Raw genomic sequence first — 16,469 nt, forward strand, 5'->3', positions numbered from 1 at the left:
ATGGTTTAACTCCTTTCGACTATGTTGCTTATTGTCTTGAACAACTCAGTGATCAAAATGTTGATGTTGAAGCTCTGCTACCTTGGAATGTAAAGCTTAGCTAGGTGCTGATCACCGGACGCTTACGAAGCGTTGGTAAAATATTAAGGAGCAAGCATGACAACTACATTACTGACGGCCCTTGCAATAGCACTCATTATCGAAGGGCTAATGCCGGCGCTATTTCCGAATAAATGGCGTAACTATGTTTTGAAGTTGGCGAATGAGCCGATCAGTGCCATACGTTATATGGGCACACTAATATTATTAATCGGTTTAGTATTATTATGGCTGATCAATTAACAAGATTTTCGGCATCATGTTGTTAATACAGTGCTTATTAAAATATCGAGCACATATAACAAGATGATTTTCTGTGATTGCATTAAAAATAAACAATAATTACTTGGACTCAATATCGTAATTTGGTAGAATCCCCGCCTAATTTTCTTACCAATATGTGAGCATGGGTAAAAACGTCGTAGTTCTAGGCACCCAATGGGGTGACGAAGGTAAAGGTAAAGTCGTTGACTTACTTACTGATAAAGCCAAATATGTAGTGCGCTATCAAGGTGGCCACAACGCGGGCCATACATTAGTCATTAACGGTGAAAAAACCGTGTTACATCTAATTCCATCAGGCGTATTGCGTGATAACGTAAAATGCTTAATTGGTAACGGTGTGGTTCTTTGTCCTAAAGCCCTAATGAAAGAAATGGCTATGTTAGAAGCACGCGGAGTACCTGTCCGTGAACGCTTACTGATCAGTGATGCCTGTCCATTAATTCTTCCTTATCATAATGCCTTAGATGCGGCGCGTGAAACAGCGCGCGGAAGCAAAGCCATCGGCACAACGGGTCGCGGTATTGGCCCGGCTTATGAAGATAAAGTCGCGCGTCGTGGTTTACGCGTAGGCGATTTATTTTGCACAGAGTCATTCGCGGCTAAGTTAAAAGAAATTATGGAATATCATAATTTTGTCTTAACCAACTACTACCAAGCTGAACCAGTAAGCTATGAAGAAGTGCTGGCTGATGCCATGGCGGTTGCCGATATCATCAAAGGCATGGTTGCCGATATTTCGGAAATTCTTGACCAAGCACGCAAAGCGGGCGACGCTATCATGTTTGAAGGTGCGCAAGGTACATTACTTGATATCGACCACGGTACATACCCTTACGTTACGTCATCTAACACTACTGTAGGTGGTGTGGCAACGGGTAGTGGTTTCGGGCCGTTGCACTTAGATTATGTGCTAGGTATTACTAAAGCGTATACCACACGCGTTGGCTCTGGGCCGTTCCCTACTGAGCTAAATGACGAAATTGGTCATCATTTAGGTACTGTCGGGCATGAGTTTGGTGCGACGACAGGGCGTGAGCGTCGTTGTGGTTGGTTTGATGCAGTTGCCATGCACCGTGCAGTACAAATTAACAGTATTACGGGTTTTTGTTTAACTAAGCTTGATGTATTAGACGGTCTATCGACGTTGAAAATATGTGTCGGTTATAAAACAGAAACTGGCGAAATAGTTACTGTACCACCAACTGCTGCTGAAGGTTACGATAAAATTACGCCAGTTTATGAAGAAATGCCTGGTTGGAGTGAAAGCACGGTTGGCGCCACTTCTTTAGCAGAGTTACCTGCTAATGCTATTGCTTATATTAAGCGCATTGAAGCTGTGACAGGTGTACCGGTTGATATTATTTCTACCGGTCCTGATCGCATTGAAACTATGATTTTAGTTAATCCGTTTGACGAATAACAATCCATTGTTTCTGCTTTTAAAAAAAACCACCTTTTAGGTGGTTTTTTTGTGGCTATTTTCGCTGGTTTTGAGTTATATCAGCGCTAGGTTTGCTTATGATGATGAAATGATTCAAAGCAAAGTTAAAATAGCAGAAAAATAATGCCTATAAGCTATCGATGTTTCAATAGCGTCTATATGTTCAGATTTCTAATTATTCGTGTTGTTTTTATATGTAAAGTGGCTAAATTATGCTGATTATTCAGCTGATTTATGTGTAACGACGTTCGTATAAGACTATATTATGTATAGCTTGTAGCGAATTAATATATATAAAAGTGCTTGAAATCATCAAGCAGGTTGCAATAACATATAAATCAATGATAATGAACATAACCATCATGAATTGTTATCAAAATAACAAACTCACGCATTAGTCTCATAAATTAGGAATAGACATGACAGATTTTCGCCAACAAGCACTAGATTATCACGCACACCCAACGCCTGGAAAAATCAGTGTTGAATTAACCACACCAGCAGAAACGAGTTATGATCTTTCGCTCGCCTATAGTCCTGGTGTTGCGGAGCCTGTTCGCGCCATTGCTGATAATCCAGATGATGTTTATAAGTATACCGGTAAAGGCAATACTGTGGCGGTGATCACTAATGGCACTGCTATTTTAGGCCTAGGTAATTTAGGTCCTATGGCGGCTAAACCTGTTATGGAAGGTAAAGCACTATTATTCAAACGTTTTGCCGGCATTAACTCCTTTGATATTGAAGTGAAAAATAAAACGGTTGAAGACTTTGTAAATACCGTGGCCAATATTGCCGACAGCTTTGGCGGCATTAATCTTGAAGATATAAAAGCCCCTGAATGTTTTGCCATAGAAAAAGCCTTAATTGAACGCTGCAAGGTTCCTGTTTTTCATGATGATCAACATGGCACGGCGATTGTTACTGCCGCAGGTATGATCAATGCTTTGGAAATTCAAGGCAAAGAACTGCGTCATGCCAATATCGTCTGTATGGGCGCTGGCGCGGCGGCTATTGCTTGTATGGAGCTATTGATCAAATGTGGTGCACAACGTGAAAAAATCTACATGCTAGATACTAAAGGTGTCATTCATACCCGCCGCGATGATCTGAATGAATACAAAAAGTTATTTGCCAATAACACCGACAAACGCACCTTAGAAGAAGCCATAGACGGTGCTGACGTTTTTGTTGGTGTATCAGGGCCAAACGTCTTATCGGCTGAGCATGTTAAGCTGATGGCAGCCAAACCAGTGATTTTTGCTTGTTCAAACCCTGATCCAGAAATACGCCCTGAGATCGCCCTAGCAGCGCGTGATGATTTAATTATTGCTACTGGTCGCTCTGATTATCCAAACCAAGTGAATAACGTATTGTGTTTTCCGTTTATTTTCCGTGGCGCCTTAGACGTGCGAGCGCGTACCATAAATGATGAAATGAAAATTGCCGCTGTCCATGCTATTCGCAGTATAGCGAAAGAGAGTGTGCCCGAAGAAGTGCTAAAAGCCAGTGGTAGTAAAAGTTTGAGCTTTGGCAAAGACTACATCATTCCTAAACCAATGGACTCACGTTTACGCTCGGTTGTGGCTAAGGCTGTTGCACAAGCAGCGGTAGATTCAGGCGTTGCGGCTTTGGCGATGCCAGAAGACTATAACGGTTAGGGGATAGCGAGACGTTATAAGTTACAGCGGCTAGTTAAAAATTAGCGCTCAGCGGTAAAAGTTTGACGATAAAAAAGGCGCTTAATAGCGCCTTTTTGCTTCATAAAAATTAAAAGTTAATCTTCAATTTCAGCTTCGTATTCACTAAAGTCGGTAATACCTTGTGCAGCTAAGGCTTTACGAACACTTGCTGGAAGTTTTTGTGTGTTGTCTTTCGCTAAATCACCATCGTCTGGCAAAGGTTGACCAGTAAAAGCATGCAAAAATGCTTCACATAATAGTTCGCTGTTAGTCGCATGACGTAGGTTATTAACCTGACGACGCGTTCTTTCATCGGTTAGCACTTTCAGCACACGTAAGGGGATAGACACGGTGATCTTTTTTACTTGTTCACTTTTCTTCCCGTGTTCGGCGTAAGGGTTAATATACTCGCCATTCCACTCTGCCATGAATATTCCTCTATGCTCTATAAGTTGTGATAAATCATTAAATTTGCCATTGGCAATAGATTTATACGTACTGGTAGATTTTACTGGTTGTGGGGCGCGAGTCAATAACGAAAGTGTAGAAGTTTAGATGTCTAAAGTTCTTGACCACAACTAATAAAGCGTTTAGATTGATAGACGTCCAAACATCTAAATTGAAACGTGTTTATATTGGAGCACATATGAGCGAGAAAAAAGCGGCCACTATCGCTGTGCGAGCGGGCATTAATAGCGACCAACATCATGGCGCGGTTATTCCCGCCATTCATCTTTCAAGTACCTATGGGTTAAAAGGTTTCAACGAAAAAGGCGCATTTGATTATTCTCGCACCGGTAACCCAACGCGAGCGACATTTGCGCAAGCCATTGCTGATTTAGAGCAGGGCGCTGTTGGTGTTGTTACCAGTACTGGCATGGCAGCCGTGCATTTGCTTTGTCAGTTGTTAGACACGACTGACACTATAGTGATCCCACATGATTGTTATGGCGGCAGCTTTCGACTATTTACGCATTTGGCAAAGCGTGGTCTTTTTAAATTAGTGGTAGTTGATCAAAATGACCCACAGGCTTTGACGCAAGCATTGGCTACTCAGCCTAAAATTGTCTTAATCGAGTCGCCTAGTAACCCACTATTGCGTTTGGTTGATATTGCTAACGTAACTGCTCAAGCCCATGCGGTTGGCGCTTTGGTTGCCGTAGATAACACCTTTCTATCGCCAGTGTTACAGCAACCGTTACGACTTGGTGCTGATATTGTTTTTCACTCAACCACCAAATATATCAATGGCCATAGCGATATGGTCGGCGGCGTGTTAGTGACTAAAACGCAAGCCTTAGGTGAGCAACTTGCTTGGTGGGCAAATTGCATCGGCATTACCGGTTCAGCTTTTGACAGCTACTTAGCCTTGCGTGGTTTAAAAACCTTGCCACTGCGCATGCAACAACATCAAGTTAACGCCAATGCGGTGGCCGAATTTCTGGCCAATCACCCCGCGGTTGAGCAGGTGTATTTTCCAGGCTTAAGTGATCATCCGCAACATCAACTGGCCAAACAGCAACAATATGACTTTGGCGCCATGATGAGCTTCAAACTCAAAGGTGGCGAGGCGGCAGTGAAAGTTTTATTTGAAAAGTTGCAATTGTTTACACTGGCGCAATCTCTGGGCGGCGTAGAAAGTTTGATCAGTCATCCCGCGACTATGACCCATGCCGGTATGGAAGTAGAGGCACAACTTGTTGCTGGCATAACGGCATCCTTAGTGCGACTTTCGGTGGGTATTGAAGATGTTAATGATTTAATCGCCGATCTAAGCCAAGCCTTAGCCGCCAGTCAGGCTATATAGAGCTGCTCTAGCAGGCAATACAACAGGCGTTAATAGCCACTTAGTTTTGCCTACAACAAAAACTTGTAATGACATAAACGACACAGCGACAGCAAAATGAATGATGAAAATAGTGCCGTGCTCCGCCACGCAGCAAAAAACCACTTGGCAAAATTGGCCGGTAATATCCATAAATTTGGTGGCAGTAGTTTAGCGACAGCGACTTGCATAGAACGTGTGATGAATATTATTCGAGAGCATTGTCAGCTCAACGATATTATTGTTGTTTCCGCTAATGGCACAACCACCAATGCTTTATTTCACCTGCACCAACTTAGCCTAAGCTATGCGGTTCAGCAATCTGAAAGTCTTGTAACCGGTGTCGAGAGTGAGCCAAGCAAAACATTGCGCGAGCAATTTAACCAAGCACTTCGCGCGCTCGCTGGTGAGCAAAAAAGTTTAATCGAGGCATTACTTAATGCCAGTACCGCCGCTAGATTAAGTGAGCAATTAGCGAGCGATGTGCAAGTTATTAGCCAGCAATTACTCGCTAACCCAGACCGTTTTAAAAACGATTTATTAGCCTATGGCGAAGTTTGGTCGGCGCGACTGTTATCGGCATTGCTCAATGAAAGTGTTTGTCCTAGCTATATGTTAGATGCCAGAGAGTTCTTATTGTTGGCGGATGAAAAAGCAAGCGTTATAGATTATGCCGAGAGTGGCCGCGCATTTGCTGCCTTACAAAAGCGAAATAGCCTGTTAATTGTCACCGGCTATATTGCTCGCAATAAAGACAACCAAAGCTGTACATTAGGGCGTAACGGTAGTGATTATTCTGCGACCATCATGGCGGCATTAAGCAAAGCACGGCATGTTACCTTGTGGACAGATGTGGATGGTATTTACAGTGCCGATCCCAGAAAGGTGCCACAAGCGCGCAAATTACATCGCCTGCCAAATGCGGTTGCAAGAGAGTTAGGACGCTTAGGTAATCCGGTACTGCACGCTAAAACCCTGCAGCCGTTAACACAGCATAATAGCCACCTGCATGTTGCTAGTAGTTTTGCCGCCGATATCAGCGGTAGCGAAATAGGTCATTTTGGTCACATTGCTAAGCAAGAACTCGCGGTAACCGAGTTGAACGACTTAATTTTAGCCTGCTCAAACAGTTTTTATGGTGACTCAGGGCAACGAGCGGTGCAGGAGTTTGCCCCCATTTGCTACAATCTAGAGCAAGGCTATTTGTTGATCCCACAGCGGCAACAAAAAGCCTTAAGCCAATGGTTAGCCAGTTATGGTAATCAGGTTTCCTTCCAGCCGGTGGCTATGATTGCCGTGGTAGGTCATAGCGTTGCCACGCAAGGCGATATGCGGGCCCGTTTTAAAAAGGCTTTACGTCAACAAAAGGTGCTACATTTTCAGCCGGCCAGTAACAAACATAGTTATATCGCAATATTGGCTGAGCCATGCACCACTGAGCTGCTCAATACGGTGCATACGCGAATGACCAAAGACGCAAAAAATATTGCCTTGGTGGTGGCGGGTGTCGGTAATATCGGTCAACGTTTTTTAACTATGTTACCTAAGCAACTTGCACGAGTGACGGGCTTAGATAACGTACACTTAGTGGCATTAGCTGGTCGCACTAAAGCCTTGATCAACACAGACGGCATTGATCTGAGTAATGCTTATCAAGATTATCAGCAACAGGCACAAGTTTGTGATAGTACACACTTACTTCGTTGGTTATCTAAGCATCCTTATGATGAGTTAATCGTTGTTGATATCACTGCCAGTGAGGCATTTAGCAACTTGTACCATGACTTTTTTGCCCATGGTATTCATGTGATCAGTGCCAATAAGTGGGCCGCGTCTTCGAGCACTGACAATTATCAACAATTATTGGCAACGGCAGAAAAAAATACCAGCCTTTGGTTGGGTAATGCCACGGTTGGTGCGGGTTTACCTATTAATCGCACCATAAAAGAATTGCTAGATAGTGGTGATGAAATTACCGAAATATCTGGTATATTTTCCGGCACACTGTCTTGGTTGTTTCAGTATTATGATGGTGAAAGCCCATTTTCTCAGCTGTTAGCACAAGCCTTGGCTGAGGGCATCACTGAGCCCGATCCGCGAGAGGATTTATCTGGACGTGATGTTCAACGAAAGTTGTTAATATTAGCGCGTGCGGCTGGCGTATCCTTATCTTTGCAAGATATTGAATGTCAAAATTTAGTGCCAGAGTCGTTATGCGATATTCCCTTGGCTGAATTTTTACAACGTAGCACAGAGCTTGATGAGCTATTTTTACAACACCTGCAACGGGCCAAAGCTAAAGGCTGTGCTATCCGTTATGTCGCGCGCTTTATTAATAAAAACGATAAAATCGTCGCTAAAGTTAGCTTAGAGCAGTTAAGTGAGCAGCACGCGTTTACACAATTAACACCGTGCGATAATGTTTTTCAAATTAACAGCCAGTGGTATCAAGATAATGCCCTGATCATTCGTGGCCCTGGCGCGGGCAGGGACGTTACCGCGGGCGGCATTCATGCCGACTTAGTCGCTATGTGCCAGCAGCTTAACCATCGTCAACCCCAAGTGAAACTGCCAGCATAAGTGCTGGCAGTACTTGTTAACGCTATTAACGTCTGCCCTTGGCGTGTTGTTATAAGTCGATGTTAGTACTGTAGCTGATAACGACATTTAACTCGCCATCTGCACCGTCAAGGTCAGTGTCAAATAGGCCAAAGCTAAATCCTCCCTTAGATAAGCTGACTCCGTAATCTCGATAATCGCCACCGGCGTCAAAGTCATAATAACCAAGGTGAAATGCCAGTGTCAGCTCCGGGGCAATGTCAAAGGCCGCATCTGCTGACAGGTAGCTGTCATCACCAAAACTGCCATCAGCGTCAGAACTCACTAAGGTATGATAGCTAATGCTATACGCATCATAAGACAGTGACAGGTTTAGCTCACTAAAATCTGACTCGGCATCGCTATCATACGCGTAATAGATGTAACCCAGATTATAACCAAGACCATTATCCAAGCTATTGCTGTAACTGGCATAAACATCTAGCTCGTAACTCATGTTCTGTGCCCAGTCGGCATTTGACGCCCAAGTACCAACGGCAAAGCCTGAACTGTGCTGATAATCAATGCCGCCTGATATGGCAGCGGCATTGTTTGTTTGCGTAACTCCGCGCCATAAGTAATTATTGCTCACGGTGGCATTAGCCGATAAGCCCGCTATGGCATGCGCTGAGCTTGTGGTCAAACTTGCGGTGATAAGTAACATTGAAATAGATAATGAGATCTTAGTTTGCTGCATAGTAACTCCAGTCAGTTTTTAAAATTATCTTGGCTATTGCAAAGACAATGCCTGAGTGAAGTGTTTTTATTTTAACTAACAAAATCATGAGTTTATGGAGTTTTGTGTTGGCTGGCGCTTAGTACAAAAACCATGAATTTGCGCGGATTTGGTGCAAAATAATATCTTAATGTACAAGATTAGTGCGCAGTACTCGCGGTTAAAAACTAAAGCAAGATGCTGAGTGTGGGCATAATTAGCGGTTTGGAGCGATATTTGTGCATGATCTCAGTCGCAAAATTGCCGTAATTAAGGTAAAGTAGCGCAGATTTTATCAAGGGGTTCACTATGTCTGATTTTTTAATTGCGCCATCAATTTTATCCGCAGACTTTGCTCGTTTGGGTGAAGACGTCGCTAAGGTCATCAGCGCTGGTGCTGATGTGGTTCATTTTGATGTTATGGACAATCACTTTGTACCTAACCTAACGTTTGGTCCTATGATTTGCCAATCGTTGCGCGATTATGGCATTAGCGCACCTATTGATGTGCATTTGATGGTAAAACCCGTTGACCGTCTTATTCCAGACTTTGCCAAAGCCGGCGCTGATATTATTACCTTTCATCCAGAAGCCAGCGATCATATCGATAGAAGCTTGCAATTGATTAAAGATCACGGCTGTAAGGCCGGCTTAGTTTTAAACCCAGCAACACCACTGCAGGTTTTAGACTTTGTCATGGATAAACTTGACGTTATTTTATTAATGTCGGTTAACCCAGGCTTTGGTGGTCAATCGTTTATTCCAAGCACTTTAGACAAGCTGCGCCTAGTGCGTGAAAAAATTGATGCCAGTGGTTTTGATATCCGCTTGCAAGTTGATGGTGGCGTAAAAGCGGATAATATTGCCGAAATTGCCCAAGCAGGTGCCGATATGTTTGTCGCCGGTTCAGCAATTTTTTCAAAGCCAGACTATAAAGTAGCCATCGATGACATGCGCGCAGAATTGGCAACAGTAAAATAATTAATTAAATTGAAATAATAAAGAAAAGTTGAAGGACAACACATGAGTAAACCTATTGTATTAAGTGGCTGCCAGCCCTCAGGCGAGTTAACTATTGGTAATTATTTAGGCGCAGTTCAGCAATGGGTAAATATGCAAGACAGCCATCAATGTTTTTATATGTTGGCGGATCAACATGCGATCACCGTTCGCCCTAAGCCAGAAGACTTACGCAAGGCAACCCTAGACGGTTTAGCTTTATATTTAGCTTGTGGCGTTGACCCGGAAAAAAGCACCATTTTTATTCAGTCGCAGGTGCCAGAGCATGCCCAGTTAAGCTGGGTGCTTAATTGCTATACGCAAATGGGTGAGCTAAATCGCATGACCCAATATAAAGATAAGTCACAAAAAGCGGAAGTGAATATGAACTCTGGTTTATTTACTTATCCGGTGTTAATGGCGGCTGATATTTTACTTTATGGTGCCAGCCAAGTGCCGGTCGGTGATGATCAAAAACAACATTTAGAGTTAGCCCGTGATATTGCCACCCGTTTTAATAACTTACACGGCGATACGTTTGTGGTACCCGAGCCCTATATTCCAGAATTTGGTGCCCGCGTCATGAGCTTGCAAGAGCCAACGAAAAAAATGTCTAAGTCAGACACCAACCCAGGTAACTTTATTGGCTTATTAGAAGATACTAAAAAAATTACCAAGAAAATCAAACGCGCCGTCACTGACTCTGACGAACAAGCCAATATTTACTTTGATATAGCTGAAAAGCCCGGCGTGTCGAATTTACTGTCTTTGTTATCTAGCGCTAGTGGCAAATCGGTTGCAGAGCTGGTACCTGCCTATGAAGATAAAATGTATGGCCACTTAAAAGGCGATGTTGCAGAGGCTGTGGTGGCATTATTAACACCCATTCAAGAACGTTACCATGCCTACCGTAACGACGAAGCCTTCTTAAATAAGGTTATGCGTGAAGGGGCCGAAAAAGCCTCGGCACATGCTGCAAAAGTGTTAGCAGCGGTTTACCAAGCCGTTGGTTTTATAGCTAAACCATAACACCACCTTGGATAAAGACTGACGCATTAAAAAGCCTGAATAAAAAATTCAGGCTTTTTTGTTTTGATTCCGCTTAACTTAAAAGTTTATTCTTTACTTTCCTGAGCGACCTGCGTTGCTTGTTGAAATAGCTTGCTACTGTCACTGACAAAGCGCTCAATATTGCTACTGGAGGCGAATAAAAATACTGGTGACATTATGGTGGTGTTAAATTGTGGGCGTGGGTTAAAGTCAGGTTGTTTACTCATTTGAATAACAAAACTGCCGCCAAATAACAATACCACTAAAGCGAGTGATACAAGGTTTCTACGCATTAGGCTCATATGAAAACCAACATAGCAATTTAGCCAAAATAAGCAAAATGCCAAGGCTAACGGAATAATGGCAATAAGCCATATCAGAGAAAAATTGCTTGAGGTATTAAAATGGACAATGTTTTCGAAAATATCGCTAAGCCACATTAAATTAAAAAAGATAAAGCTAATGCCGACTTGTGTCCAAAAACGCGCTTCATGCTTAGTTAAATGTGACACTAAGGCAATACCAGCCGGCCATAAAACAAAGCCAAGTGTTAAGCCTATAGTGGGCACTAACATTTGCGTTAAAGTGACTTCTTTGACATTGTTTAAGTTAATGATCCAACCGGCAATAACCGCAAATAAACAAATACTTAGCGCTAAAATAAATGGGTGACGCGCCAAGTTTATTAAGCTTTCAAACGGACTAATGGCGATGCTAGCCGCAACAGGATGAGTTGGAAAAACCAAGCGAATTTGGCTTTTACCTATGGTAATAATATCACCCGAACGAACTTGGTGTTCAACGACATTCGCCTTGCTATCTTCTAGGTAACTGCCATTAACAGAGTCAAGATCGCTAATTAACCAATGCTCGCCATTAAAGCGCAATTGCAAATGCTCGCTGCAGACATGCGGATCGCTGACAATAATGTCGTTATGGTAGCCACGGCCAATAGTGATCTCAGTGTTGGAGAATTTATGGCGACCTAATAATTTGTGGCCTTGACTGATTTCTTCAATAATTATTTCCATGACACTGACTCCATAAACTTAGCTAAAAATGCCAATGAGGTGTCTTGTGCAACACCGGAGATTGTAAAATGGCTCAGTAGCGCATATTGCTCATGATCCACTGATATGGCAATGTAGAGCACGTCATAAAGTTCAGGAAAGCTTTTATAAGCGCGGGTGCAAAATACCGCTTTGTTTTTCATATTGCCATTGCTTGGCATGACTAGATCATGGTGACATTGATATTCAGTGACATCATCTTTACCGGCTTTATTGCCCGGTGCCACTTGGTTTAATTGGCGTTCAAAAATATGATAAAACTTAGTGCTGCCTATTTTATCAGACTCCATATAGCGATATTCCATTTCAAGTGAGCCGGTAAAAAAGTCGCCCGAGATATAGGTATTTTCATCCAAGTCACAATTAGCCACCGCAGCCATAATTTGTGCGTCAGTTTTATCTGAGTTTGACTCGCCCCAACAACGAATAAACGGCACATCTATGGTGGGAATTACACCACGACCTAGCTGCTTAAGTTGCCAGTCACTGCTCAAAATAGTACTCATAAGCTTTTGCTGATTTTGCATTAGCTGAGTCGCCATTTGTTGCTCAATATTCTCGGGCGCTTGGTGTTGATACGCTTGGTAGAGCGCTAATAGCTTATCGTGTGGTACTAAAAAGCCAATTTGGTTACCCGAGGTAGCCACATTAATGCCCACCACTTCGGTGTTTTTATTCACCACAGGGCCACCACTCATGCCTGAATTGACCGAGCCAGTAAAGTGGATACGGTCATTAAACGACTCATTTTTTAAGCCATTATAGGTGCCGGGTACCACTATCATGCCTAAATCATGTGGATTACCTAACGAATACAGCTCTTCGCCTTTGGTGGGGGCGTGCTGGGCGATATGAAAAAACGGCATTGGCTTTGTAACATCACGCTGCACTATGGCTAAGTCATTAATAACATCGACACTTTTTAAACTCAGTGGCGCTTTGTTGCCGTTATGATCTAAATATTCAATGGTGTATTTATGGGGATGGCGCGCAAAACCTGAGATAACATGGTAATTAGTGGCAATCAGGCCATCGCTACTAATTTGAAACCCTGAGCCAATAGAGGACTTTTCACCACTGGCTTTGTCAATTAAGCGGATTTGATAAAGTGACGGTGCCAACTGTTTAAAAATTTCTTCAGCCTGCTCAACGGCGAAACTTAGGGTGCTAAACCCGATAAGTAACAGAGCAAATATCGCTTTCATTGGAGATCCTTTTTTATTATTACTGCGCTATTGTGCCAGTGTCTGTGAATTTGTCATCATTTATTCGCCATTGTTGGCCGATCAGCGGGGGTAGGCGTTTCGCATAGGTCGTGCTAGTCGTTCTAATATCCAGGCGTTGCTCGTGATTGGCGGTGCGCGATTTTACTTTAGTGTCATCACTGACTGATAAGGGCGTGTTGATCGTTCAGGACTATTTTTACAGCAATTTGATTGAGCGTGATTTGCTCTTTGTTATCCGTTATTTATTTGGAATAACCAAGCTTCATGCGAGTGCCACGATTAAATCACATTCAATTCGAACAAAGTTCAATCTCGAAAGTTCAACACGCTAATAAAGCAGAACAGTGATGAGATCAAAAAAAGTTAAAATTGCGGCGCTATAATCTTGTTGCTGAGTTTATATTTTAGTACAATCAAATGATAATCATTATCATTTACAGTGTAGTTATGACTTTATCCGAATTAAGCTTGCATCAGCAGGCTCGTATTAGCCTTTTGCCGAGCGACTTTGCGTTAAGTGCGCAATTAATTGCCCAAGGATTTGCACTGCAAAGTGTTATCTCGTTAGCGCATAAAGCACCGTTTAACGGGCCTTTAGCTTTTTATTTACATGGCACAAAAATGTGCTTACCGCTCGCCATTGCCCAACAAATTAACATTGAGTTGGTGCCAGCATGAGTCAACAACATTTGGTTTTGGTGGGCTTTGCCAACTCAGGTAAAAGCACATTGTTTAATGCCTTAGCCGGAGCAAAGCAAAAAACCGGCAATTGGAGCGGGGTAACAGTTGCGGCTAAACAGCAACATTGTCAGTTGAACCAGCAGCAAACATTGTTAACTGATTTACCCGGTATTAGCACCTTGGCACCGCGTAGGCAGCAGAGTAAAGATTTATCCATCAGTCAAGATTTCCTGCAACAACATTCACCCGATTGTCTGATCAATGTGGTTGATGCCACGCAACTAAAGCGCCAACTTTATTTAACCACCCAGCTCGTTGAGCTTGGCTTACCTATGCTAGTGGTATTAACCAAAGTCGATCGTAAAGAAGCTGCTCAGCTAGATATAGCTAAACTATCAACGGCTTTAGGTTGCCCAGTGGTCGCAGAGCAGGCACTGAGCAAAAATGCCGGGCAGGCTGTCAAAGCAGCCTTAGTGACCTTGCCTAAAGCGTCTGTGCAACAAACGCTAATTACCTTACCGAGCGAGCTTAAGAGTTTTCAAGGGGGAGCGCTTACATTAGAGCGGCAAGCGTGTGCTAATGCAAACGCTTGTCAAACCACAGACACAGCGGCCATTGCTGTTATGCAAGCTCGCTATGACTTTATTCATCAACTTTTACTCGACGTCACTGATACGCTAAGCAATAAGACGTTAATGAGTGATAAGTTAGATCGTTGGCTGTTGCATCCGGTGCTCGGAGTGCCGATATTTTTACTGATGATGTACTTACTGTTTATGTTTGCCATCAATGTAGGCAGTGCTTTTATCGATTTTTTTGATATTTTAGCCGGCGCGATATTTGTAGATTACCCACAACACTTTTTAAGTGGCGTTAATCTACCTGCGTGGCTGAACACGATTTTAACTGGTATTGGCTTAGGTCTTCAAACTGTGGCTACCTTTATTCCTGTGATCGCCTGCTTGTTTATTGGCTTGTCACTGTTAGAAAGCAGTGGCTATTTAGCGCGCGCCGCCTTTGTGGTTGACAGCGCCATGCAAAAAATTGGCTTACCTGGCAAAGCATTTGTGCCGCTAATTGTTGGCTTTGGCTGCACTGTGCCGGCGGTAATGTCAGCGCGCATTCTAGATAATGAACGCGAACGCATCACCACTATTATGATGTCGCCATTTATGTCTTGTGGCGCACGTTTACCCGTATATGCCTTGTTTGCTGCCGCGTTTTTCCCTGAATCTGGGCAAAATCTTGTGTTCTTACTGTATTTGATTGGCATCGCCGCGGCGGTGTTTACTGGCTTGATGCTAAAGAAAACCATATTAATGGGCAAAAATTCAATAAATATTATGGAGTTACCTCTATATGAATGGCCCAAAATTAGCTTTATAGCGCAGCGAGTTTGGCAGCGCACGCGCTCATTTGTGTTAGGCGCGGGTAAAACCATAGTGTTAGTGGTCTGTATTTTAAACTTTTTCAATTCGTTAGGCACAGACGGCGAGTTTGGTCATCATGACAGTCAAGACTCCTTACTCAGTAAAACGGCGCAAGTTGTCACCCCTTTGTTGGCGCCGATGGGGGTCAAAGAAGATAACTGGCAAGCTAGCGTGGGTATTATTACTGGCCTGTTTGCCAAAGAAGCCTTAGTGGCAACGTTTAATAGCCTATATTCACCGGCAGCTGAGGAGTCTGCAGTACCTGAATCTTTAACGCTATTGTGGCAACAAGCGGTGGCCAGTATCGGCGACAACCTGCAGGGCATAGCGCCAGATGACCCGTTAGGTACTGACATTGGCGACGTGTCAAGTATTGAAGTTGCTGCCCAAGAGCAAGGCGTTGCCGAAACTACCCTCACCATAATGCAAGCGGCATTTGCCGGCAAAATTGGCGCATTTTGTTATTTATTATTTATTTTGCTCTATACGCCATGTGCGGCTGCTATGGGGGCGATAAAAAATGAAGTGGGTACATCGTGGGCGATGTTTGCTGCGCTTTGGAGCTTTACTTTAGCTTATTTAACCGCAACCGCCTGCTATCAATTGGCGGTGTTCTTTGCGCAGCCGCTGCATTCTTTGATCAGTCTTACAATTGTTATTGGGCTATTTTTAGCTATATTTTACGGTCTAAAGCGAGCTGGAAAAAATATTCTTACCATTCCTACTGTGGTGTCTTATCGCTAAATACGGATGCGCTAGCTGAGACAGGCTAGCGCCCCTTGTTTAATGTTATAGCGCATATATTTTAAGCTAAACAAAAGCAAGCTGGCTGCAATAAGCGGGTTGCTGTTTGTCATTTAGGAAAATATTAGTGGCGATTTCAGTAACCTAAGATGATTTAGCTTGCGTAAATTTATAAAGCGCATAGGCTTATCGTTAGTTCAACTAAGCGCACAATATTGACATTATGGATAACATACAAGCCAAGCACTATTTACTGGCAAAAATGGCCACTAGCGAATATTTTCCTTTTGGCCCCCAGGTGAGTGTTTTTAAAGTCAAAGATAAAATGTTTGCTACTTTAGCTTTAGGCAAAGGCAATGAAAAAGGTACTGAGGGAAAAATGGCGGGGCATTATTGTCTAAATTTAAAGTGTGATCCTGACGAAGCCGTGATACTTAGAGATATTTTTACTGCGGTCATTCCAGGTTATCACATGAATAAGGCGCAGTGGAATACGGTTATTCTTGACGGCTCAATTCCGCAAGGTGAAATCGAGCGCATGATCGATAATTCTTATCAATTAGTAGTCAGTAAAATGAGTAAAAAAGATCAGCAGTCGCTCTGTTAAGCCATTGCTTATTTTGC

14 protein-coding genes are annotated in these 16,469 nt (G+C 43.1%); 10 read left to right on the plus strand and 4 right to left on the minus strand.

All coding sequences use genetic code 11. The annotated features are described in order from the left end of the window. The first annotated feature begins 156 nt into the window (after positions 1–156). The 3 genes from B6K83_RS16320 to B6K83_RS16330 all read left to right on the plus strand — a co-directional run bounded on the left by B6K83_RS16320 (position 157) and on the right by B6K83_RS16330 (position 3,486). The gene (locus tag B6K83_RS16320; protein WP_085285934.1) at positions 157–342 is read left to right on the plus strand and encodes a DUF2065 domain-containing protein; all 186 of its coding nucleotides are present in this window, start codon (positions 157–159) and stop codon (positions 340–342) included. 163 nt (positions 343–505) lie between these two features. Continuing rightward, positions 506–1,804 (plus strand): adenylosuccinate synthase, encoded by a 1,299-nt coding sequence (locus tag B6K83_RS16325; RefSeq protein WP_085285935.1) that lies wholly within the window; start codon positions 506–508, stop codon positions 1,802–1,804. Positions 1,805–2,244: 440 nt separating this feature from the next. Then, the gene (locus tag B6K83_RS16330; protein ID WP_085285936.1) at positions 2,245–3,486 is read left to right on the plus strand and encodes a malic enzyme-like NAD(P)-binding protein; all 1,242 of its coding nucleotides are present in this window, start codon (positions 2,245–2,247) and stop codon (positions 3,484–3,486) included. Between the two features lie 116 nt (positions 3,487–3,602). On the opposite strand, the gene metJ is transcribed toward B6K83_RS16330, so the two are convergent. Beyond that, entirely contained in the window at positions 3,603–3,935 is a 333-nt protein-coding gene (metJ, locus tag B6K83_RS16335; RefSeq protein ID WP_085285937.1) for a met regulon transcriptional regulator MetJ, read from the minus strand. A 218-nt stretch (positions 3,936–4,153) separates the two neighbouring features. Between metJ and metB the strand changes: the two genes are divergently transcribed. Further along, positions 4,154–5,314, plus strand: a complete 1,161-nt coding sequence (gene metB / locus B6K83_RS16340; RefSeq protein ID WP_085285938.1) for a cystathionine gamma-synthase — start codon at positions 4,154–4,156, stop codon at positions 5,312–5,314. Between the two features lie 96 nt (positions 5,315–5,410). Then, positions 5,411–7,912: a bifunctional aspartate kinase/homoserine dehydrogenase II gene (gene metL / locus B6K83_RS16345; protein WP_085285939.1), complete on the plus strand. Its 2,502-nt coding sequence runs from the start codon at positions 5,411–5,413 to the stop codon at positions 7,910–7,912. A 49-nt stretch (positions 7,913–7,961) separates the two neighbouring features. On the opposite strand, the gene B6K83_RS16350 is transcribed toward metL, so the two are convergent. Then, positions 7,962–8,627 carry a TorF family putative porin gene (locus B6K83_RS16350; RefSeq protein ID WP_085285940.1) on the minus strand — a complete coding sequence of 222 codons (666 nt, stop codon included), beginning with the start codon at positions 8,625–8,627 and terminating at the stop codon, positions 7,962–7,964. 327 nt (positions 8,628–8,954) lie between these two features. Between B6K83_RS16350 and rpe the strand changes: the two genes are divergently transcribed. After that, positions 8,955–9,626, plus strand: a complete 672-nt coding sequence (gene rpe, locus B6K83_RS16355; protein ID WP_085285941.1) for a ribulose-phosphate 3-epimerase — start codon at positions 8,955–8,957, stop codon at positions 9,624–9,626. Between the two features lie 42 nt (positions 9,627–9,668). Beyond that, the gene (gene trpS, locus B6K83_RS16360; protein WP_085285942.1) at positions 9,669–10,673 is read left to right on the plus strand and encodes a tryptophan--tRNA ligase; all 1,005 of its coding nucleotides are present in this window, start codon (positions 9,669–9,671) and stop codon (positions 10,671–10,673) included. An 86-nt stretch (positions 10,674–10,759) separates the two neighbouring features. On the opposite strand, the gene B6K83_RS16365 is transcribed toward trpS, so the two are convergent. Together B6K83_RS16365 and B6K83_RS16370 are read right to left on the minus strand one after the other, a co-directional pair. After that, positions 10,760–11,725, minus strand: a complete 966-nt coding sequence (locus B6K83_RS16365; protein ID WP_085285943.1) for an FHA domain-containing protein — start codon at positions 11,723–11,725, stop codon at positions 10,760–10,762. Continuing rightward, the gene (locus tag B6K83_RS16370) at positions 11,716–12,969 is read right to left on the minus strand and encodes a S1 family peptidase (RefSeq protein ID WP_085285944.1); all 1,254 of its coding nucleotides are present in this window, start codon (positions 12,967–12,969) and stop codon (positions 11,716–11,718) included. Before B6K83_RS16370 ends, B6K83_RS16365 begins: the two co-directional genes overlap by 10 nt. A gap of 468 nt (positions 12,970–13,437) precedes the next feature. On the opposite strand from B6K83_RS16370, the gene B6K83_RS16375 reads away from it, so the two are divergent. The 3 genes from B6K83_RS16375 to B6K83_RS16385 all read left to right on the plus strand — a co-directional run bounded on the left by B6K83_RS16375 (position 13,438) and on the right by B6K83_RS16385 (position 16,452). Continuing rightward, positions 13,438–13,668: a FeoA family protein gene (locus tag B6K83_RS16375; RefSeq protein ID WP_158088373.1), complete on the plus strand. Its 231-nt coding sequence runs from the start codon at positions 13,438–13,440 to the stop codon at positions 13,666–13,668. Beyond that, entirely contained in the window at positions 13,665–15,845 is a 2,181-nt protein-coding gene (gene feoB, locus B6K83_RS16380; protein ID WP_085285946.1) for a ferrous iron transport protein B, read from the plus strand. The genes B6K83_RS16375 and feoB overlap by 4 nt, the downstream gene beginning before the upstream one ends. Before the next feature lie 223 nt (positions 15,846–16,068). After that, entirely contained in the window at positions 16,069–16,452 is a 384-nt protein-coding gene (locus tag B6K83_RS16385; protein WP_085285947.1) for an MmcQ/YjbR family DNA-binding protein, read from the plus strand. Positions 16,453–16,469 lie beyond the last annotated feature (17 nt).

This window comes from Colwellia chukchiensis (assembly GCF_002104455.1).
Taxonomy (GTDB): Bacteria; Pseudomonadota; Gammaproteobacteria; order Enterobacterales; family Alteromonadaceae; genus Cognaticolwellia; species Cognaticolwellia chukchiensis.

Excerpts from the sequence above, each read along its gene's own strand:
- B6K83_RS16320 (WP_085285934.1), top strand. The coding sequence starts at position 157 with ATGACAACTACATTACTGACGGCCCTTGCAATAGCACTCATTATCGAA.
- B6K83_RS16325 (WP_085285935.1), top strand. The coding sequence starts at position 506 with ATGGGTAAAAACGTCGTAGTTCTAGGCACCCAATGGGGTGACGAAGGT.
- B6K83_RS16330 (WP_085285936.1), top strand. The coding sequence starts at position 2,245 with ATGACAGATTTTCGCCAACAAGCACTAGATTATCACGCACACCCAACG.
- metJ (WP_085285937.1), bottom strand. The coding sequence starts at position 3,935 with ATGGCAGAGTGGAATGGCGAGTATATTAACCCTTACGCCGAACACGGG.
- metB (WP_085285938.1), top strand. The coding sequence starts at position 4,154 with ATGAGCGAGAAAAAAGCGGCCACTATCGCTGTGCGAGCGGGCATTAAT.
- metL (WP_085285939.1), top strand. The coding sequence starts at position 5,411 with ATGAATGATGAAAATAGTGCCGTGCTCCGCCACGCAGCAAAAAACCAC.
- B6K83_RS16350 (WP_085285940.1), bottom strand. The coding sequence starts at position 8,627 with ATGCAGCAAACTAAGATCTCATTATCTATTTCAATGTTACTTATCACC.
- rpe (WP_085285941.1), top strand. The coding sequence starts at position 8,955 with ATGTCTGATTTTTTAATTGCGCCATCAATTTTATCCGCAGACTTTGCT.
- trpS (WP_085285942.1), top strand. The coding sequence starts at position 9,669 with ATGAGTAAACCTATTGTATTAAGTGGCTGCCAGCCCTCAGGCGAGTTA.
- B6K83_RS16365 (WP_085285943.1), bottom strand. The coding sequence starts at position 11,725 with ATGGAAATAATTATTGAAGAAATCAGTCAAGGCCACAAATTATTAGGT.
- B6K83_RS16370 (WP_085285944.1), bottom strand. The coding sequence starts at position 12,969 with ATGAAAGCGATATTTGCTCTGTTACTTATCGGGTTTAGCACCCTAAGT.
- B6K83_RS16375 (WP_158088373.1), top strand. The coding sequence starts at position 13,438 with ATGACTTTATCCGAATTAAGCTTGCATCAGCAGGCTCGTATTAGCCTT.
- feoB (WP_085285946.1), top strand. The coding sequence starts at position 13,665 with ATGAGTCAACAACATTTGGTTTTGGTGGGCTTTGCCAACTCAGGTAAA.
- B6K83_RS16385 (WP_085285947.1), top strand. The coding sequence starts at position 16,069 with ATGGATAACATACAAGCCAAGCACTATTTACTGGCAAAAATGGCCACT.